We start from the raw sequence: 20202 nt of genomic DNA, 5'->3' as shown, positions 1-20202 counted from the left end.
ACCTAAATCAATTTTGGGCTATATTTTCGCTTCAGCCAGTTCAGATGCGGAGCCGTAGTCATTAATGACTTCCCATTTCACCGTGCCATGATTCGCAGCATCGTTAATCTCAAAAGAAGTGCTAGAAAACGGTGCAGCATAAGAGACGTCATTCGCCTTTTTACCGTTAAAGGTTATGCTTTGGAAATTCATAAAATACGGTGTTGGGTTTTTTACTGTAATCATATTGCCTGTTTTTGACCAAGTTAATTTTTTTTGTTCTTCAACAAAATCAACATTTTTAATTGCAGAAGGACGATAAATTAATTTCATTTGCGTTTTAAAGGCAATCTGCAATGAATTTTCTGTTCGCTCCGTTGCTGGGATTGTTTTTATATTTAGCCAAAATAATGATTCTTTATCTTTCGGTAAGGTATTCTCTGTTAAAAATATTCTTAGCGCATTGGTTTTATCTGAGTTTAATCTAAATAATGGAGGTGTAATAGTAAATGCGGATTGCTTATTTTCATCAATGCTATCAATCCATGATTGAATTAAATAAGGGATTTTATCAGGGTTTTCGACACTAATACTGACATCCTTATTTCCCTCATGATAAATAACACGAGTGCCGCCAATAATAACGCCTGCATGGGCTAAATTAATCAATAAAAATGAAGAAATAAAAAAATAAACTAAGCGTTTCATATTAGTACCATTGAATAGAGGAATAAGGTTTAAATCCATTTAAACCCTAAAAGCCTATTAGTTATAATTGATAGTGAAGGTTGCGGTTGAGTTTGCTTGAGCAACGCCAACGCTATTAGACATTGCAATATAACGAGCGGTAAAATCTAAATTATTTACTGTCTTTTCTTTTAATGCATACGCGCTAGATTCAGTAAATAGTGGAACGATTGTTCCTGTGGCGTCCTGAATTTGAATACCAACATTTTGTGCCGTTGTCGCTGCAGCAGGGTCGGTTAACTGGAGTACACTATTATCACCTGCATAACTGGTGGCATCAAATTTAACCGTTGCGCTAGTCACGGTTTGCGGGCAGTTTTCTAATTTGATGGTAAATTTAGTTGCTGCTGCGGTGCTACCTGTACTAGGTAATGCCGTTTTAGAGATTTTCCCTAAGTTTACGGTAAATGCATCAGAACCGGTTGCAAACTGACAAGCCTGATCGGTAATTTCACCTGTAAAATCTATCGTTCCATCAGCAGCTAATGCATTATTAATGGCAAAAATAGACGATGCCGCAATTAAATAGGCAAAGACATTCTTTTTCATTTATTACTCTCCAAGAGGATATTTATATGATGAGGTTGAGTTAGTGAATATATTCAGTTACTCAACTGGTAGGTATTTTGGCTTTTATTTTAAAAATAAACAATATGAGAGTAATTTAGGTTTAATGTCCTTATTTGATGCTGTTTTTATATCTTGTATTTGGTATTCACATTATAAGTTGGGAGTTTTTCATGGATATTTTAAGAAATGTTGTTTTTTTTATTACGGGGTTTTTATTGCAGATGAAAATAAAGATTAAATAGTTAAATTAGTTTTGGATTGGCGATTTTTATTATTATTTCACGCATAATGTGTTTTGATGGTCTTTAATGCTCTTACTGCATTTTAAATATTTAATTTTAAAACAAAAAACAGTCTAAAATGTATTATAGTAAAGGTATCATCTGAAAGCAATCATCATTAATGGTGATTTATTTAACGTTTTAATATCTTTTTTTGATGTGAATGGGTATGGCGTTATTGAATGTTAAGATAAGTATGAAGTAATAAATTACTTCGTACATTATCTTAATATGATGGTGAATATCTGAAGCTATTCAATTCCTAATTCTTTTAATTTGCGAGTTAACGTATTTCTTCCCCAACCTAATAAACGGGCAGCTTCTTGCTTATGGCCATTGGTATATTTTAACGCGCAATTTAGCATTGTACGCTCAAGTAAGGGGATGGTTTGAGAAAAAAGGTCTTCTTTACCGTCCATTAATGCGTTATCAGTCCACTCTTCAAGTAATTCAAACCACTGAGCTGCAGAAATAGGATTTTGTGATGACAATGATTGTGTTGGCATGGAATCAGCTTGCGATGATTTTATCACTGAATTTTGTTGTGGGTGCTCTTCAAGTAAATCATCGGGCAAATCTTGCGGTAAAATTTCTTGGCTTGCTGCCATCACGGTTAACCAACGGCAGACATTCTCCAATTGGCGAACGTTACCCGACCAATAATAGCGCTGAAGAATTTTTTCGCTGTCAGGGTGGAGAACTTTAGCCTCGACACCGAGTTCTTTTGCCGTATTTTGTAGAAAATAATCGGCGAGACGTGGGATATCTTCAGTGCGCTCACGTAGCGGTGGTAATTGTACTCGAATGACATTTAACCGGTGAAATAAGTCTTCGCGAAATAAGCCTTCTTTAACTCGTTTTTCAAGATCTTGGTGGGTCGCTGCAATAATCCGTACATCCACATTGACTGGGGTATAACCCCCAATACGATAGAATTGGCCTTCAGCCAGAACACGTAACAAGCGAGTTTGTACATCAAGGGGCATATCGCCGATTTCATCTAAAAACAATGACCCATGGTTAGCTTGTTCAAATCGGCCCTGACGTACTTGAGTCGCACCCGTAAATGCGCCTTTTTCGTGGCCAAATAGCTCAGATTCAATTAAGTCTTTGGGAATAGCCGCCATATTTAATGCAATAAAAGGGGCGTCGGCACGAGGGCTGTGTTGATGTAACGCGTGGGCAACCAGCTCTTTTCCCGTTCCTGATTCGCCATTAATAAGCACACTAATTGATGAGCGTGATAAACGGCCAATAATGCGATAAACCTCTTGCATCGCTGGTGCTTCCCCGATCATGGTCGAAGAGACTGTAGGGGCAGGCTGCTTAGCTTCACGGCTAGTATGGTTTTGTTCACGGCTATGATTCAGAGCACGTTCGACTAATGCGACGGTTTCATCAATATCGAAAGGCTTTGGTAAGTAATCAAATGCCCCTGATTGGTAGGCATTTACGGCAGCATCAAGGTCAGAGTGTGCTGTCATAATAATAATCGGCAGAAGCGGGTGTGATTGCTTGATGGTATTCAGAAGCTCAATACCATTTGTGCCTGGCATACGGATATCAGATAACAACACATCAGGGAGTGAATTTTCTAATGCGGCGAGTACAGCATCCGCACTGTCAAAGCAGGTGCAAGCGAATTTTGCATTATCTAATGCACGCTCAAGTACCCAACGGATGGAACTATCATCATCAACCACCCAAATTTTTCCCTGCGTCATGGTTATCTCCTATTTCTTAATTGGTAGATAAATGGAAAACTCAGTGTGGCCTGGCCAACTGGTAAATTCGATTTTTCCTGCGTGTTGGTCAACTAAACTGCGAGCAATCGATAGGCCAAGCCCTGTGCCATCAGGCCGTCCGCTCACCATGGGATAAAATAATGTATCCTGAATTGCCAATGGAATACCCGGACCGTTATCTTCAATATCAATACGTGCAGCTAATCGATAACGTTCACCTTGTAGTGTGACTTGAAAAGCCGTTCGTGTACGCAAAGTGATATAGCCTCCCGTTTCGGCGAGGGCTTGTAAGGCGTTTCGGGTGATATTTAGCAGCACTTGCTCGATTTGGTCTGGGTAATACTCTAATTCGGGCAGGCTTGGGTCATAGTCACGAATTAGTGTCACATTATCGGGCTTTTCTAATGACACCAACCGCGTTACATTTTCCATAATATGATGAATACTTTGCTGTGTTTTTGGCCCTGGATATTGTGGACCAAGCAGCCGATCAACCAATGCTCGCAAGCGGTCGGCCTGTTCGATAATCACTTGAGTATATTCATTTAATTGTGGGTCAAGCAACGCTTTAGATAGCAATTGCGCAGCGCCTCGCAAACCTCCGAGAGGGTTTTTGATTTCGTGAGCAAGCCCACGGATCAGTTCGCGGGCAGCCAATTGCTGGGCATTCTGTGCGAGTTCTTGGCTCAAACGCCGTTGGCTATCTAATTGTGAAAGCTCAACTAAAATAAATTGCTCTGAAAAAGGCTGTGCACTGAACGACATCACGTGGGAATGGTTGTTAAATACTAAGGTGACTTCGTTCTCGGTAAAACTATGGCCATCTTTTAAGCTATTGAGCATGAGTTCATCATTGAGCGAACAATAACTGAATAATAGTGGCAGTGGCGTACCGTATAGCTTGCGCTGGCTTTGGGTTAAGATCTGGAGTGCAGCATGGTTGGCGTAATGGATAACCAAGTCGTAATCCAAAATTAGCACGCTATTAATGAGTGAGTCGAGAATATGTTCCGGTGCTGGCAAATGTTCGGTTTTCATGTAATGTTGCTCCTGCACTATTTTGGTGCATTATACTTGATAGACCAAACAACCGATATTTGATTTTTGTTGCGTAAATACGTTAGAGATAAAAGGCCCCATCAAAAGATGGGGCAAGTGCTTCACGGCAACAAAGACTAACAGTGGAACGGCGTGTTACACACTGTAGTACATTTCAAATTCGAGAGGGTGTGGTGCCATACGAACACGTTGAATGTCGGCACGGGTTAATTCGATATACGCATCGATAGCATCATTAGTGAATACGCCACCACGGGTTAAGAATTCACGGTCTTTATCTAATTCCGCTAATGCTTCGTCTAAAGAGCCAGAAACTGTTGGAATTTCTTTGGCTTCTTCTGGTGGTAAGTCATATAAATTTTTGTCCATCGCATCACCAGGGTGGATCTTGTTAATGATGCCATCAAGGCCTGCCATTAACTGAGCCGCAAACGCTAAATATGGGTTAGCTGCTGGGTCTGGGAAGCGAACTTCAATACGGCGTGCTTTAGTGCTCGCAACGACTGGAATACGAATCGAAGCAGAGCGGTTACGCGCAGAATATGCCAACATTACAGGTGCTTCAAAGCCCGGGACTAAACGTTTGTATGAGTTAGTGGTTGGGTTAGTAAATGCGTTCAGTGCACGTGCATGTTTAATAATACCGCCGATGTAGTACAGCGCCATTTCGGATAAACCGCCGTATTTGTCACCTGCAAACAGGTTAACACCGCCTTTAGATAAAGACATATGGCAGTGCATACCCGAACCGTTATCGCCCACTAAAGGTTTAGGCATAAAGGTGGCTGTTTTACCGTAGGCATGTGCAACATTGTGAACAACATATTTATAAATTTGAGTTTCATCCGCTTTTTTAGTCATAGTATTAAAGCGGGTCGCAACCTCGTTTTGGCCAGCAGTCGCCACTTCATGGTGGTGAGCTTCAACAACTAAGCCCATCTCTTCCATTGTGGTACACATGGCTGAACGTAGGTCTTGTGATGAATCAACCGGTGGAACTGGGAAATAACCGCCTTTTACTGCAGGGCGGTGACCTTTATTACCACCTTCGTATTTGGTTCCTGTATTCCATGCCGCTTCGATATCATCGATATGATAGTAACTACCATGCATGTTGTTGCCAAAACGAATGTCATCAAAAACGAAAAATTCAGGTTCTGGCCCAAAGAGAACGATGTCGGCAATGCCACTTGAGCGCAGGAAATCTTCCGCACGTTTTGAAATTGAACGTGGGTCTCTGTCATAACCTTGCATGGTGCCCGGCTCTAAAATATCGCAGCGTATGATTAACGTGATATCTGCAAAGAACGGGTCTAACATTGCAGTTGATGGGTCTGGCATTAATACCATGTCTGACTCATTGATGCCTTTCCAGCCACCAATAGATGAACCATCAAACATCTGGCCTTCTTCAAAGAAGTCTTCGTCAACTTGATGAGCAGGGATAGTGATGTGTTGCTCTTTACCTTTAGTGTCGGTAAAACGCAGATCAATAAATCTAACATTGTGCTCTTTAATTAACGATAAAACATGTTCAGCGGACATCTCGGCTCTCCTGGTCGGGTCTAATCAACAAATCACAGGCTATCATATTGATAATATGTTTGTTGTTTGTCTGGCGTGTTAGTCATATATAAATAGGTAGCACGCGCTCTATAAATAGATAAGCGAAAAGCGTGCCAACTTTTTAATTATAGTAAATACTGATTGTTACGTGTGGAATAGATTTATAATTAAGCAATTTCTGTACTAAATGCACCGATTTAGTGCTAATTATTTCGTCATTGCACTAAATTGGTGCGAGTGGCAGTTGGAGATGGGATTTCAAATAAAAAATCAGCATTGTGCTCTGTTAAAGCGCAATGCTGATGGGATATAAAAGAAATGAGGTTGTTTAATCTCAAACAGTTACATTAATCTTCATCGCTATTGGTTAATAACGTATTCACTTCTTCAATCTGTTTTACTGCATCATTGATGATTGAGGCAATTTGGCGAGTTTGCTCTTCATTGAGTTGTTTTAAAACCATTTTGTGACGTAATAAAGCTTTAAAGCGACTGACTGCCACCTCAATGTCTTCTGCTAAATTACTGCCTTGTTGCATATCACGTGCTTTTGCCAGCTTACGAGCAATAACCGCTTCAATTTCTTTATTTTGAGCTAGATGGGCAGAGCCTTCAGGTGTAATCGTAAAACTTTTGCGATTGCGTTCAACAATCTGAGACTCCAAGAAGCCTTGTTCTTCAAGCAGTGTTAGCGTTGGGTAAATAACCCCCGGGCTAGGAACATATAAGCCATTTGAGGCTTCTTGAATATCTTTGATAATTTCGTAGCCATAGCTTGGTTTTTTAGCGACTAACGAGAGTACCATAATATGAAGATCGCCATGGTCGAATAAACGACGAAGGCCTTTACCTCTTCCACGGCCTCTTTGGTTGTCATCACCATGGCCTCGACCATGACGGCCTTCGCCGTGGCAGCGTTCACCGTGCCCATGACCATGACGGCCTTCGCCATGGCAGCGTTCACCGTGCCTATGACCATGACGGCCTTCGCCGTGGCAGCGTTCACCGTGCCTATGACCATGACGGTCTTCGCCGTGGCAGCGTTCACCGTGCCCACGACCATGACGGTCTTCGTCGTGGCAGCATTCACCGCTTCCATGACCATGACGGCCTTCATCGTGGCAACATCCACCGCGGTGGCCATGTTGATTTTCATCATGGCGTGCATAATATACATGACGACAAGATTTAATTAGCATATAGTTACTCCTTAGTTTGTAACTTTAGATATATCGAATTTATTTTATGGTTTTACTATATTTAGATATATCTAATTAGTCAATTTAGATATATCTAAATAATGCAAAAAGATATTTAAACTGGCAGTTAAGAAAGAAAGTCTATTTTTTGTTCTTTTTTTGGGCTGCGAATATTAAGTTTTTAGCGTATTATTCTGTCACTTCGTGGTTTCGCAGAGATGATGCTCATTATTTTGTGAGGGAATCTGGCACTGTTACGCAACTGAATGTTTTTTCGCTAAAAACTTTTTATACAGTGATGGGTTTCACATTTATTCCACTTGTGCGGAAAAACGTGTAAAATAACAGCAAATTAACGTAGAAAGTATGCTTTGGGTGTGAATAACGGCTCAGTAAGCATATTCCTTTCCTGTCAATTAAACGGTAAAAATCCTTGTCAATTCAAAATTTAAGAAACATCGCCATCATCGCTCACGTTGACCATGGCAAGACCACACTGGTTGGTAAATTATTGCAGCAATCAGGCACGTTCGGTGAACGTGAAACTGTTGATGAGCGTGTTATGGACTCCAATGACTTGGAGAAAGAGCGTGGTATTACTATCCTTGCTAAAAATACCGCTATCCAATGGAATGGTTATCATATCAATATCGTAGACACCCCAGGTCACGCCGATTTCGGTGGTGAGGTTGAGCGCGTTATGTCTATGGTTGACTGCGTACTGCTGGTTGTTGATGCGATGGATGGCCCAATGCCACAAACTCGTTTCGTAACGCAAAAAGCGTTCGACCACGGTTTACGTCCTATTGTTGTTATCAATAAAGTTGACCGCCCAGGCGCACGCCCTGATTGGGTTGTTGACCAAGTATTCGACTTATTCGTGAACTTAGGTGCAACGGATGAGCAACTCGATTTCCCTATTGTTTATGCATCTGCATTAAACGGTATCGCAGGCCTTGACCACGAAAACATGGCTGAAGACATGACTCCACTGTATGAAGCGATTGTGGAACATGTTGCACCACCAGCAGTGGATATCGACGGTCCATTCCAAATGCAAGTTTCGCAATTGGATTACAACAGCTATTTAGGTGTTATCGGTATCGGCCGTATCAAACGTGGTGTTGTTAAGCCTAACCAACAAGTAACAGTTATCGATAGCGAAGGTAAAACTCGTAACGGTAAAATTGGTAAAGTTCTGACTCACTTAGGTTTAGAGCGTATTGATTCACAACAAGCTGAAGCGGGTGATATCGTTGCTCTGACAGGTTTAGGTGAACTGAACATTTCTGACACCATTTGCCAAGTCGGTAGCGTTGAAGCATTGCCTGCGTTAGCAGTTGATGAGCCAACAGTTAGCATGTTCTATTGTGTTAATACTTCACCATTCTGCGGTAAAGAAGGTAAATTCGTGACTTCACGTCAGATCCTTGACCGCTTGAATAAAGAATTGGTTCACAACGTTGCACTGCGTGTTGAAGAAACTCAAGATCCAGACGCATTCCGCGTTTCTGGTCGTGGTGAGCTTCACTTATCTGTTCTGATTGAGAACATGCGTCGCGAAGGTTTCGAATTAGCGGTATCTCGTCCAAAAGTTATCATTCGTGAAATCGATGGCCGTAAACAAGAGCCATTCGAACAAGTGACTTTAGACGTTGAAGAACAGCACCAAGGCGACATCATGAAAGCTTTAGGTGAACGTAAAGGTGACCTGCGCGACATGATGCCAGACGGTAAAGGCCGCGTACGTCTTGATTACGTCATTCCAAGCCGTGGTCTGATTGGCTTCCGTACTGAATTCATGACAATGACATCAGGTACTGGTTTACTGTATTCAACATTCAGTCATTACGATGATGTTCGCCCAGGCGAAATCGGCGGCCGCCAAAACGGTGTTCTGATCTCCAATGGTCAAGGTAAAGCAGTTGCTTATGCGCTATACAGCCTGCAAGACCGCGGTAAGCTGTTCTTAGGTCACGGTGCTGAAGTGTATGAAGGTCAAATCATCGGTATTCACTCACGTTCTAACGACTTAACCGTTAACTGCTTAACGGGTAAAAAACTGACAAACATGCGTGCGTCAGGTACTGATGAAGCAACAACACTGTCACCACCAATTAAAATGACTCTGGAACAAGCACTTGAGTTCATTGATGATGACGAGTTAGTTGAAGTGACTCCGCAGTCTATCCGTCTGCGTAAACGCCACTTGACTGAGAACGATCGCCGTCGTGCAAACCGTTCTAAAGAAGACTAATTATCGTTACGTGATGTTGTTGATTACGTCATTGTAGTTATGCAGTAAGGCGCCGAAAGGCGCCTTACTTATTTATAAGGTTTATAATGACTTGTCTTTTTTCATAAAATACAGCGACGAAATAAACAGTCCGATAATTAAAGGGATTTCGTATAATTCTTCGATAAGGCTTTGTAGTTCAGAATGATATAGGAAAACTGAACTGAGAAATCTATGGTGTTCAACACTATCTGAAATCACAAAAGCGCACAGGGTCAGTAGTAGGCTCCAAAGTGGAATAGCTGTGTTTTTTAGGTGAAAAATAATACTTTTTCTTAATGAAGAAGCAAATAGCATCAAAACTAAACTGCCAATCAAGATGATAGAAATTAGCCTGAAGTAAGAGTGATCCAGATTAGGAAAAAATTCACGCCCCCAATTTATTCCTCTGCCAAATAATGTTACCCACCAGATAGTTGCCCACACCCAAAATAATTTCATTCCCTGATTTTTTTGCTGTAATGGTTTCATATAAAACCAAGTGAAAATGGCACTGATAATTAGAATAATAGATTGAAAATGTTCAATAATTTTTGTTGTAAGGTCGATATTAAAATCCAGAGGGATAGTATTAAATAATGGAATTAAAAATAAGCTTCCCCACAGAATAGCAATCGGCCAAGAGATTGTTTTATCTATTTTCATAGTATGACTTTTATATTTTAAGGTTTATTTATTACTGATATCGGATAGATATCAGCTCACATTGCTTGTGGCATGGCTTGCTACGTAAAAACTATTATGCAAAAAGCGTATGGAGGGACTTAACATTTAGTATCAAAAACCGATAGTGCTGTGTGAAATAGCACCTTTGGGATAAAAAGTGTTTTCTCATTAATGGAACAAACCGTCCGGTTTGTTGTTCATTAATTGTGCTAAGTGTGGATTGCTTAATCGATAAATTGACAAAATAACGTGAATTATCACTAATTAGGGCTGTTCAGTTGCGTGAATAATGATTAAAGTAAATTTAGTGAATAACAATGAGGAAAATTTATGCTGTATATCTTCGATATGGGTAATGTGATTATTGATATCGACTTTAATCGTGTATTTGATAAATGGTCTGAACTCAGTGGTACACCAAGTGAAGAGATCAAATCACGGTTTACTTTTGGTAATATCTTTCAATTACATGAGTGTGGAAAAATTTCAGACATCGAGTTTGCTGAGCTGCTTTGTGAAGAAATGGACATCACTCTAAGCTTTGAAGACTTTGCTGAAGGCTGGCACGCTATTTTTATTTCGTTAAGACCTGAAGTCATTGATATTATGGAACGCCTGCGTGAGCAAGGGCACCGAGTGGTGGTTTTATCGAATACCAACCGTCTACATCTAGACTACTGGCCAGCACACTACCCAGAAATTGCAGCCTCCTCCGATTTCCTATATCTGTCCCAAGATTTAGGCATGCGTAAGCCTGATCCTGAAATCTACAAATATGTACTGCAATCAGAAGAGTTTGATGCTGCAGATGCTATTTTCTTTGATGATGTCGAAGAAAATGTAAAAGCCGCAGAAGCCCTTGGTATTCGTAGTATTCATGTTGTGGATAAAGACACCATTCCTGAATATTTCCGCACTTACGATTTTAGTGCAGAAGTTGAATAACATCCTGATTTTATAGTGGGGCAACGGCTAACGTTGCTCCATCTTTTTGTAAAGAGTCATCATGATTGCATTAATCCAAAGAGTCACTCATGCGAGTGTGGCTGTTGATCAGAAAATAGTAGGGCAAATAAATGCTGGGTTGTTGGTTTTACTTGGCGTTGAAAAAGATGATGATGAGCAGAAAGCCAAACGTTTGTGTGAAAAAGTACTGGGCTACCGTATTTTTAGTGATGAACAAGGGAAAATGAATCTCAATGTTCAACAGGCGGGAGGCAGCCTTTTGGTCGTTTCTCAATTTACTTTAGCAGCTGACACTAAAAAAGGTATGCGGCCTAGCTTTTCAGGGGGAGCAGAGCCTGAAAGAGCGGATGCTTTGTACCAATACTTCGTTGAACAGAGCCGCCAACAAGGGGTTGAAACACAAACCGGTGAGTTTGCCGCTGACATGCAAGTGAATTTAACCAATGATGGCCCTGTTACCTTCTGGCTACAAGTGTGAGTTCATTTTTAAAGGGGGAAGCGATGTACCATTTACGTACACCGAAAGATGATATTGAATTTGCAACTTACTACCATTTTCGCTGGGAAATGTTGCGAAAACCGTTTAATCAACCCCTAGGTTCAGAAAAAGATGGTTATGATTTAACCGCACACCATCAAATGGTCGTGGATGATAAAAACCGTATTCTTGCCATTGGTCGCTTATATATCAATGCTGACAACGAGGGAGCAATCCGTTTTTTAGCCGTTAACCCTGCCATGCAAGGTAAAGGACTCGGTAAATTGATTATCATGGCCCTAGAGTCCGTTGCACGCCAAGAAGGCGTCAAACGCATCGTATCCAGTGTTCGTGAAGAAGCAGTACCCTTTTTCGATAAAATGGGCTTTGAGAACCGTGGGCAAGTTGCTGGGCAGTTAAAAACACCTGTGCGCCATTACTTGATGATCAAACCCATTGAGACATTAGACCAAATTCTACATCGTCCAGACTGGTGTGGTGAGCTACAACAAGCTTGGTATAAGTATATTCCATTAAGCGAAAAAATGGGTGTCCGAATCGACCAATACACGGGGACTCGTTTTATTACTACCATGCCGGAGGCGGGCAATCAAAACCCCCATGAAACGATTTTTGCAGGGAGCCAATTTTCATTAGCCACCCTGACAGGATGGGGGCTGATTTGGCTGTTAATGCAAGAACATCAGCTTGGTGGCGATATTGTATTGGTCGATGCCAGTATTCGTTATGGTAAACCTGTAAGTGGCAGGCCTACAGCAACTGCGGACTTAGCTAATATGAGCGGTGACCTTGACCGTTTAGCTCGGGGTAGCAAAGCGCGAGTAAAACTGAAAGTTGAGGTCAGTAACCCCGATGGTAAAGTGGGCGCTGTATTCAGTGGTGTCTATATGGTGTTACCTGTAGAGCCCGCAAAGTAACGTTGTTTATTGAAAATTAAAAGATAAAGGCAGGTATGATTGACCTGCCTTTTGTATTTCTATGGATTGATAGTTTTTATGGATTGCTAAGAGCGGGGAGCGGCTCTACCAAAGAGGGCTCGGTAGGCTGTAAATCGGCTTCGGACTCTACTGAAGAAGTGACAACCCCGTTAACAACGGTACGGAATAGGCGTTTACCTTGCAATGGTATGGCCATCAATTCCCCATTCAAACTTTTTGCCACTGATGGGGCGAGTAAGTCCCCTTGTAATGTCGCATCAAAGTCACCGATAACTTGAGCTGGGAAGCCTGCCCAACCCCATTGGTTTAAATCGACGAGGTCAATATTAGAACCTGATGCCCTGAGTAAGAAGGGGACTTTTTTGGGCTCTTGTTTTACCAGCAAGCCAATTTTACTGATACCTTTATCAGTACTGACCGTTAAGCTCGCTGCTGCCGAGGATTTACCACTTTGGCGTATTTCGACAAATGGACGGCGCACTAGAACTTGGTTGATTGTGCCGCTATCTGCATTGAATGTCGCTTTACCGCTCCAAATTCCCCATTGTTTTTGTTTGATTAAATCAACATTTTCAATATTACCGCTTAATGCCGTCAACTCGAAAGGAAATTGCGGCTGGATATTCATCAAAAGTGATTGGGAAAGGGTGAATTTCTTAATATTTAAACCGGACAACCACGCTGGCGTTGGTTGCGCGAAGAAGGACAACCAATTTTCAGGTAAGGTATATAAGATACCCGCGAGTTTACCTTCATCGATAGTGAGTACTTGATTATTGCGTTGCCAAGACCCACTGAGGTTAAAAATGCCTTTATTATAGTAACCTGATAACTTGCTGATATAGAGGTTATCACCGTTAATATTCAGCTCTCCAATTAAGGTACTCAGCTGCTGGTCTTTCACGACGAATTGGTCGACATTAAAGCTAATGCTGCTTTTAGGGCTAGTCCAGCTGCCTCTAACGAAGCTGAGTTGGTCAATTTCGGTGCTTAAGCCAGAAAGTGCCCAATCTTTACCTTGAATATCAACATTAGTTAGTTCTACTTTTTTGACTTGCAGTGATTTATCACTCGTTATTGCATCAAATAGTGAATCGAAATCAACATTATTTTCCCAGCCAACTTTATTCATGGTGAGGGAGTCAACCATGATAGAGCCATCATTAAGTACCTTCCCAGTGCCCGCAATATAGCCATTATTTAAGTAGGCACTGGCTTGGCTTATTTCTGTTCCTTGCTGCTGTAATTTACCGGTAATGGCAACATTCTTGAATGCAAGGTCATTGAATTTTAATTGGTTAGAGGTAAATCGAAAATCACCGTAACCAAAAGGAGTGTTTTCGGTGGGTTTCCAAGGGGTCATTCCTCCCGTAAAGCCGGCGACTTGTACCGTATCATTGCCTTTTTTAAGCGTAATCTGGCTATTTTCAAATTGCAAAATAGTCGCGGAAATAGGGAACAACACCGTATTTGGTGAGACTGTTGTAGATAATGTCCCTTGAGTGATAACCAAACGTTTTATTGCGGTGCCACTAAATAGGTTTAGCCAATTAACATCAACCACGACTTGCCGTGAATCTAAAGATAGGTCACTGTTTTTAGTCGTTAACTTAACATCTTGGAAGATGAACTCACCGGGGTTAGAAAACTCATGCCCCATAATTCCCACATCAATATCGTAATCGGTAAATTTACTTAAAAATTGACTGGAGTAGGATGCGCCCCAACGGGTTTGTAGCCCGATATAAGTAAAAATAAACAATAGCAGCAGTAACAAAAGTGCATAGGTAGTAAATTTGATTAACCATTTCACAGTTTACTGCTCCTTTGGTTTGTGAACGAATAGACACAGGAAGAAACCGTCTAATATAACGACAATTTAAGGATAGCATACAGAAAAACCGCCAGAGTGTTCAACACTGGCGGCTAGAATGAAAGGTTATTTTTCGAGAGGGAAGACTAAATTCAGAACAATTGCAGTTAAACCACCCGCAGCAATACCTGAAGAAAATAATGTTTTTAACCAGTCAGGCGCGAATTGCAAAATCAAGGGTTGCTGTGACACACCCATACCCACGGCGAGAGAAAGGGCTATAATCATGATGGCGCGGCGATTGAGTGGCTCACGAGACACGATACGCACTCCTGAAGCGGCAATGGTACCAAACATCACAATGGTTGCTCCGCCTAATACGGGCTCAGGGATTTGTTGTACAAAGCCTGCAACCGCAGGGAATAGCCCTAATAACACTAACATTAAAGCAACAATGTAACCGACATAGCGACTTGCCACCCCTGTTAATTGGATAACACCGTTGTTTTGCCCAAAACAAGAGTTAGGGAAAGTATTAAATACCGCAGAGACCATTGAGTTCAAACCATTGGCAAGTACGCCACCTTTGATTCGTTTCATATATAAAGGGCCACGAACGGGTTGTTCTGATACATCAGAAGTGGCGGTAATGTCACCTATCGTTTCTAAGGAAGTCACCATGAAAATGAGAATTAATGGGATCAACAGGTTCCAGTCGAAGGATAAGCCATAATAGAAAGGCTCAGGAACAGTAATAATTGGCTGATTGGCTTCCATTGGCTGAGCATTTGGCAACATGTCCATCCACCAAGCTGCAATATAACCAACGGCCATGGCAATAACTAAAGATGCGACACGTAAGTAAGGGTTTTTCTGCCGATTAAGTAAAATAATAACCGCTAAAACAACCCCAGCCAAAATCAGGTAATCTGGTGAACCGAAGGTATTATCGCTAATCGCACCATAACCACCACCAATGGAGGTTAAGCCGACTTGAATTAAAGATAAGCCGATGATCATGACAACGACACCAGAAACCAGTGGTGTAATGACTCGACGGGCTAGATGTAAAAAACGTGAAAGAATCACTTCGGTTAATGCGGCGACGAGTAACGTGCCAAACAAAGCTGCCATCATGGATGGGATATCAGCTCCACCTTGCTTGAGTGCAACACCTCCCATGATTAACGGTGCAACAAAGTTAAAACTGGTTCCTTGAATCGAAAGTAGGCCTGAGCCAATAGGGCCCCATGCACGAATTTGAATTAAAGAAGCAATACCGGAGGCAAATAAAGACATACTAATGATGCGTTGAGTATCGTGAGCTGGTAGCCCCAGAGCCTGGCAAATCAGCATCGCTGGGGTAATAACAGCGACAAACATCGCCAGAAGATGTTGCCCGGCAGCAAACAAAGCTTGCGGCAGCGGTGGACGGTCTTCTAATTTGTAAATAAGTTCGCTTTGCGTGTGTATGGTCGCTTCAGTAGTTTGCTTTTCAGACGTCGCAGTATTCATTGCCTTCATTTCTCGCCAACAAAAAACGCATTGTAATGTGTCGAAATTAAAAAGCAATCGTTTGCTTTTAAAAAATATATTCATTAGTTAAATAGTGTCGTCACATTTATATATATTTTAACTTGTATTTATAACAGTTTTTTTTTCTAATCCTACAACCTGCTTTTGGCGTTTTAAGGAAGAAATTAACGTCTAACTAGTTTTTGATAATTTTAACAACAGACGAGGTACGTGAATGTATCATCTCGATGTCTACGGTACACTGGTAGCTGCTACCTTAGTATTATTGCTTGGGCGTAAACTGGTAAAATCAGTCCCTTTTCTTGAAAAATATACCATCCCTGAACCTGTTGCGGGTGGGTTGTTAGTTGCTTTTAGTCTTTTATTGCTTAAACAATTATTTGACTGGAGCCTTTCTTTTGACTTATCACTGCAAGAACCTATGATGCTGGCATTCTTTGCCACTATTGGTCTTAATGCCAACCTTGCTAGCTTGAAAGCTGGTGGTAAGGCATTGTTTATATTTATTTTTGTGGTTGTAGGCTTATTGCTAGTCCAAAACACAGTGGGGATTGCCCTTGCTGAATTATTGGGACTAGACCCTTTAATGGGGCTGTTAGCTGGCTCAATTACCTTATCTGGCGGCCATGGTACTGGTGCGGCATGGGGTAAAATTTTCACTGAAAATTATGGTTTCCAAAGTGCAACAGAAGTTGCAATGGCGTGTGCTACATTTGGGCTCGTTCTTGGTGGTTTAATTGGCGGACCTGTTGCACGTTTTCTAACACGTAATATTCCAACGCCAGGAACGGCAGAAGATGATAAAGATGTGCCAACTGCATTTGAGAAGCCTCAATCAGGGCGCATGATCACGTCAATGGTTTTAATTGAAACTATTGCATTGATTGCTATCTGTTTGCTGATAGGAAGTTATATTGCAGGTGAATTAGCCGATACTCCTTTTGCACTGCCTAAATTTGTATGTGTACTGTTTGTTGGTGTTATTTTAAGCAATAGCCTATCACTGCTTGGTTTTTACCGAGTGTTTGACCGCGCCGTTTCTGTTATGGGTAACGTGAGCCTATCATTATTCTTAGCGATGGCTTTAATGAGCTTGAAGCTCTGGGAATTAGCATCACTGGCCATTCCAATGATCATCATTCTTGCTGTACAAGCTTGTGTAATGGCAGGGTATGCAATTTTTGTTACCTTCCGTGTGATGGGGAAAAACTATGATGCCGCTATTTTAGCTGCGGGGCATTGTGGTTTCGGTCTTGGGGCTACGCCAACAGCGATTGCGAATATGCAAGCGGTAACGGATAGGTTGGGTCCATCTCACCTTGCGTTCCTTGTGGTCCCAATGGTTGGGGCATTCTTCATTGATATTGTTAATGCGATAGTCATTAAATTGTATTTAATGTTGCCACTATTCCCAACTATTGCGGGATAGTTTTTATTTAATAATAAATTAAGTTAAGCAGGTATTGCCGTGAAAATACTCACGGCAATTTTCATTTTAAGGAATGGATAAAAAGAAGATATAAAACTTAAGCGTGGCTGTATTGTTCTCGCTCAGGTAACCAGCGCTCAATAAGTTGTTGTGCATTTTCTGGATAGTTTTGTTGAATATGGCGAGCGAGGCGTTGCACTTCTGGCAACATATATTGGTCACGTAACAAATCAGCGACCTTAAATTCTGCATTTCCTGTTTGTCTAGTGCCTAATAATTCCCCAGGCCCGCGAATTTCGAGATCTTTTTGTGCGATAACAAAGCCATCATTGCTGTCCCGCAACACTTGTAGCCGTTGTTTAGCGGTGTGGGTTAGCGGTGTCTTATATAATAAGACGCAGTGAGATGCGATAGCTCCACGGCCAACTCGCCCTCTCAATTGGTGCAATTGAGCTAAACCAAGGCGCTCAGGGTTATCAATGATCATCAAACTGGCATTAGGCACATCAACACCGACCTCAATGACCGTTGTAGCCACAAGCAGTTGAATTTCATTCCTTTTAAAAGCCGCCATAATGCTTTGTTTTTCAGCTGGTTTCATTCGCCCGTGGACTAAGCCTACTTTTAATTCAGGTAGTGCCAGTGCGAGTTCTTCGCTGGTCACTTGAGCCGCTTGTGCTTCTAATAATTCAGAGTCTTCAATGAGTGTACAGACCCAATAGGCTTGGCGACCTTCTTCAATACAGGCTTGGCGAACGCGTTCAATAATATCGTTACGGCGAGTGTCCGGGATGGCGACAGTAGTGACAGGCGTACGGCCTGGAGGAAGTTCATCGATGACAGAGGTATCTAAGTCTGCATACGCTGTCATCGCCAGTGTACGTGGGATTGGCGTAGCGGTCATGATCAATTGATGAGGGTGGTACCCTTGCTGCTCACCTTTCTCACGCAGAGCGAGCCGCTGATGAACGCCAAAGCGATGTTGTTCATCAATGATAACAAGCCCCAGCGCTTTAAAGCTCACTTGCTCTTGGAAAATAGCGTGTGTTCCAACAACCATCGCAACTTCTCCACTTGCGATGGCATCTTGCTGAGCCTGACGTGCCTTACCCTTCTGTTTGCCCGCTAGCCAACCCACTTTAATGCCTAAAGGCTCTAACCATTGTTTGAATGTATTGGCATGTTGCTCTGCAAGAATTTCGGTGGGAGCCATCAAAGCTACTTGTTTGCCATTCTCGATGGCACAAACGGCCGCTAAGGCTGCAACAAGCGTTTTTCCTGACCCTACATCCCCTTGAATCAAACGCATCATAGGGGCATCTTTGGCGAGGTCTGCTTCAATTTCGCTAACAACACGGTTTTGTGCATTTGTTGGCGAGAAAGGTAATTGTGCGAGTAACTGTGATTTTAATTGACCACTTGTTGTTAACGGCTCGGCATATAGGCGTTCGTTGCCTGCACGGATGGCTAGCATACTGAGGTGATGTGCTAAAAGCTCTTCGAGTATAAGCCGTTTCTGGGCAGGATGGTGCCCTTTCTCCAGTTCAATCAAAGCGACATTCGGTGGTGGATTGTGTAATAAGCGAATGGCATCTGGTAGGCTTATCATTCCACGGCTAAGCTCTTCTGGAAGCAATTCTTTTATTTTTCCGCTATCAAGTAACCTTAGCGCTTGTTCCATTACCTTGCGTAAAGTGGCCTGACGAACACCTTCCGTGGTTGGGTAAACAGGTGTTAAGTTCTCTTGTAAGCTGATATTGCTGGTGTCTTGGGAGACTTTATATTCGGGGTGAATGATTTCTGGCCCTGTATTTCCTCTGCGAACTTCCCCATAGGCGGTGACCTGTTTTCCTTCTGCTAAGTTATTCTTCATTGCAGCTGAAAAATTAAAAAAACGTAAGGTGAGGTTACCTGTGCCATCGGAAATCAAGCAGGTCATCATTCTTTTGCGGCCGAATACCACTTTAGTTTGCAGTATTTCACCGGTAATTGTTGCGGTCGTACCGGGGAGGAGATCTTTTATTTGATATAGACGGGTGTGGTCTTCATAGCGTAAAGGGAAATGAAGAAGAAGGTCTTGAACGGTGTTCAAACCGATTTTACGCATTTTTTCTGACTGGCTTGCTCCAATTCCGTGCAATGAAGTCAGTGAAATGGTATCAAGTAGCCCATTATTCATGTTATTTCCTTTTATTTAACCAAACTGCCGTCTTTTCATTTTTTCGGTTAATTGCATTTGTGCCCACCACGAGTCATCAGCTTCAATTTGCCCTTGGTTATTGATAAATGGGCGAGGAAGTCCCTTACGTTTAGCAACTTCAGCCAGTACAGGGTAACCTCCTTCAAATAACCAAGTTTGTTGTTCATCTGGTGAGAGTAAGCAATGGTCACGTTCGTACATACCCGCCTGCTGCCGTTGCCGTTGGGCTTCATATAAAATCAGTGCAGAAGCAACGGAAACGTTCAAAGATTGCACCATGCCAGCCATTGGAATGATAATGTGTTTATCAGCCAGTGCGAGGGCTTGTTGTGAAATCCCTGTTTTTTCTTGCCCCATCATAATACAAGTTGGCAAAGTATAATCAATTTCACGAAAATCAACGGCATGTTCTGACAAGTTAGTCGCCAAAACCTGCATATTTTGTGATTTTATGTGGGCAATTGCTTCTTCGGTGGATGTGTGTGAAATAATTTTAACCCAGCTATTACTCCCCGCAGCAGAAGAAACGGACAGTTTGACTTGTTGGTCCGGCCAAATAGCATGAATTTGATGGATCCCTACGGCATCCGCACTGCGTACAATCGCAGAAACATTGTGCGGTTTATGAATTTCTTCGAGGCAGAGAGTTAGGTCAGGCTGCCGCATCGCCATCATTTGGCAAATGCGGCGATAGCGGCGTTCATTCATAGTTA

Annotated in this window: 16 protein-coding genes; 5 read left to right on the top strand and 11 right to left on the bottom strand. The window is 42.0% G+C overall.

The features are described 5' to 3' along the window. Nucleotides 1-18: 18 nt before the first annotated feature. The 6 genes from M1F25_RS20690 to M1F25_RS20665 all read right to left on the bottom strand — a co-directional run bounded on the left by M1F25_RS20690 (nucleotide 19) and on the right by M1F25_RS20665 (nucleotide 7146). Complete coding sequence (locus M1F25_RS20690) at nucleotides 19-687, bottom strand: molecular chaperone (RefSeq protein ID WP_181488867.1); 669 nt, start codon at nucleotides 685-687, stop codon at nucleotides 19-21. Between the two features lie 57 nt (nucleotides 688-744). Further along, nucleotides 745-1275, bottom strand: coding sequence for a fimbrial protein (locus tag M1F25_RS20685; RefSeq protein ID WP_181488865.1), 531 nt, complete (start codon nucleotides 1273-1275; stop codon nucleotides 745-747). Between the two features lie 553 nt (nucleotides 1276-1828). After that, nucleotides 1829-3301 carry a nitrogen regulation protein NR(I) gene (gene glnG / locus M1F25_RS20680; RefSeq protein WP_181488863.1) on the bottom strand — a complete coding sequence of 491 codons (1473 nt, stop codon included), beginning with the start codon at nucleotides 3299-3301 and terminating at the stop codon, nucleotides 1829-1831. A gap of 9 nt (nucleotides 3302-3310) precedes the next feature. Next, nucleotides 3311-4360 carry a nitrogen regulation protein NR(II) gene (glnL, locus tag M1F25_RS20675; protein ID WP_181488861.1) on the bottom strand — a complete coding sequence of 350 codons (1050 nt, stop codon included), beginning with the start codon at nucleotides 4358-4360 and terminating at the stop codon, nucleotides 3311-3313. 156 nt (nucleotides 4361-4516) lie between these two features. Continuing rightward, on the bottom strand, nucleotides 4517-5926 hold the full coding sequence (gene glnA, locus M1F25_RS20670; RefSeq protein WP_004262716.1) for a glutamate--ammonia ligase: 1410 nt from the start codon (nucleotides 5924-5926) through the stop codon (nucleotides 4517-4519). 368 nt (nucleotides 5927-6294) lie between these two features. Continuing rightward, entirely contained in the window at nucleotides 6295-7146 is an 852-nt protein-coding gene (locus tag M1F25_RS20665; protein WP_232368703.1) for a PadR family transcriptional regulator, read from the bottom strand. 433 nt (nucleotides 7147-7579) lie between these two features. Here M1F25_RS20665 and typA point away from each other — a divergent pair, with 433 nt between their 5' ends. Continuing rightward, nucleotides 7580-9403, top strand: a complete 1824-nt coding sequence (gene typA, locus M1F25_RS20660; protein WP_004262702.1) for a ribosome-dependent GTPase TypA — start codon at nucleotides 7580-7582, stop codon at nucleotides 9401-9403. A gap of 81 nt (nucleotides 9404-9484) precedes the next feature. Here the strand turns inward: typA and M1F25_RS20655 are convergent, their stop codons facing one another. After that, nucleotides 9485-10087, bottom strand: a complete 603-nt coding sequence (locus tag M1F25_RS20655; protein ID WP_047756061.1) for a hypothetical protein — start codon at nucleotides 10085-10087, stop codon at nucleotides 9485-9487. 351 nt (nucleotides 10088-10438) lie between these two features. Here M1F25_RS20655 and yihX point away from each other — a divergent pair, with 351 nt between their 5' ends. From yihX to fabY, 3 genes are all read left to right on the top strand, one after another. Then, the gene (gene yihX / locus M1F25_RS20650) at nucleotides 10439-11053 is read left to right on the top strand and encodes a glucose-1-phosphatase (RefSeq protein WP_094960806.1); all 615 of its coding nucleotides are present in this window, start codon (nucleotides 10439-10441) and stop codon (nucleotides 11051-11053) included. Between the two features lie 61 nt (nucleotides 11054-11114). Continuing rightward, nucleotides 11115-11552, top strand: a complete 438-nt coding sequence (gene dtd, locus M1F25_RS20645) for a D-aminoacyl-tRNA deacylase (protein WP_004262693.1) — start codon at nucleotides 11115-11117, stop codon at nucleotides 11550-11552. A 23-nt stretch (nucleotides 11553-11575) separates the two neighbouring features. After that, nucleotides 11576-12490, top strand: coding sequence for a fatty acid biosynthesis protein FabY (fabY, locus tag M1F25_RS20640; protein WP_036958598.1), 915 nt, complete (start codon nucleotides 11576-11578; stop codon nucleotides 12488-12490). A 76-nt stretch (nucleotides 12491-12566) separates the two neighbouring features. Here the strand turns inward: fabY and M1F25_RS20635 are convergent, their stop codons facing one another. Together M1F25_RS20635 and M1F25_RS20630 are read right to left on the bottom strand one after the other, a co-directional pair. Then, nucleotides 12567-14324: an AsmA family protein gene (locus M1F25_RS20635; RefSeq protein ID WP_180312300.1), complete on the bottom strand. Its 1758-nt coding sequence runs from the start codon at nucleotides 14322-14324 to the stop codon at nucleotides 12567-12569. A gap of 126 nt (nucleotides 14325-14450) precedes the next feature. Beyond that, nucleotides 14451-15839: a uracil-xanthine permease family protein gene (locus tag M1F25_RS20630; RefSeq protein ID WP_036958597.1), complete on the bottom strand. Its 1389-nt coding sequence runs from the start codon at nucleotides 15837-15839 to the stop codon at nucleotides 14451-14453. 235 nt (nucleotides 15840-16074) lie between these two features. Here M1F25_RS20630 and gltS point away from each other — a divergent pair, with 235 nt between their 5' ends. After that, on the top strand, nucleotides 16075-17289 hold the full coding sequence (gene gltS / locus M1F25_RS20625) for a sodium/glutamate symporter (RefSeq protein WP_004262677.1): 1215 nt from the start codon (nucleotides 16075-16077) through the stop codon (nucleotides 17287-17289). Between the two features lie 97 nt (nucleotides 17290-17386). Here gltS and recG read toward each other — a convergent pair whose 3' ends face one another. Beyond that, on the bottom strand, nucleotides 17387-19468 hold the full coding sequence (recG, locus tag M1F25_RS20620; protein WP_096863550.1) for an ATP-dependent DNA helicase RecG: 2082 nt from the start codon (nucleotides 19466-19468) through the stop codon (nucleotides 17387-17389). A gap of 15 nt (nucleotides 19469-19483) precedes the next feature. Beyond that, nucleotides 19484-20197: a tRNA (guanosine(18)-2'-O)-methyltransferase TrmH gene (gene trmH, locus M1F25_RS20615; protein WP_096863551.1), complete on the bottom strand. Its 714-nt coding sequence runs from the start codon at nucleotides 20195-20197 to the stop codon at nucleotides 19484-19486. Nucleotides 20198-20202: the final 5 nt, after the last annotated feature.

It is taken from the genome of Providencia sp. PROV109, from assembly GCF_033681625.1.
GTDB lineage: Bacteria > Pseudomonadota > Gammaproteobacteria > Enterobacterales > Enterobacteriaceae > Providencia > Providencia hangzhouensis.
Note: the sequence above shows the minus strand (reverse complement) of the source record. Positions and strands in the feature narration are given on the sequence as shown.

Bases quoted from the DNA above. Each gene is read 5' to 3' on its own strand.
- M1F25_RS20690 (WP_181488867.1), bottom strand. From the start codon at position 687: ATGAAACGCTTAGTTTATTTTTTTATTTCTTCATTTTTATTGATTAAT.
- M1F25_RS20685 (WP_181488865.1), bottom strand. From the start codon at position 1,275: ATGAAAAAGAATGTCTTTGCCTATTTAATTGCGGCATCGTCTATTTTT.
- glnG (WP_181488863.1), bottom strand. From the start codon at position 3,301: ATGACGCAGGGAAAAATTTGGGTGGTTGATGATGATAGTTCCATCCGT.
- glnL (WP_181488861.1), bottom strand. From the start codon at position 4,360: ATGAAAACCGAACATTTGCCAGCACCGGAACATATTCTCGACTCACTC.
- glnA (WP_004262716.1), bottom strand. From the start codon at position 5,926: ATGTCCGCTGAACATGTTTTATCGTTAATTAAAGAGCACAATGTTAGA.
- M1F25_RS20665 (WP_232368703.1), bottom strand. From the start codon at position 7,146: ATGCTAATTAAATCTTGTCGTCATGTATATTATGCACGCCATGATGAA.
- M1F25_RS20655 (WP_047756061.1), bottom strand. From the start codon at position 10,087: ATGAAAATAGATAAAACAATCTCTTGGCCGATTGCTATTCTGTGGGGA.
- yihX (WP_094960806.1), top strand. From the start codon at position 10,439: ATGCTGTATATCTTCGATATGGGTAATGTGATTATTGATATCGACTTT.
- dtd (WP_004262693.1), top strand. From the start codon at position 11,115: ATGATTGCATTAATCCAAAGAGTCACTCATGCGAGTGTGGCTGTTGAT.
- fabY (WP_036958598.1), top strand. From the start codon at position 11,576: ATGTACCATTTACGTACACCGAAAGATGATATTGAATTTGCAACTTAC.
- M1F25_RS20630 (WP_036958597.1), bottom strand. From the start codon at position 15,839: ATGAATACTGCGACGTCTGAAAAGCAAACTACTGAAGCGACCATACAC.
- gltS (WP_004262677.1), top strand. From the start codon at position 16,075: ATGTATCATCTCGATGTCTACGGTACACTGGTAGCTGCTACCTTAGTA.
- recG (WP_096863550.1), bottom strand. From the start codon at position 19,468: ATGAATAATGGGCTACTTGATACCATTTCACTGACTTCATTGCACGGA.
- trmH (WP_096863551.1), bottom strand. From the start codon at position 20,197: ATGAATGAACGCCGCTATCGCCGCATTTGCCAAATGATGGCGATGCGG.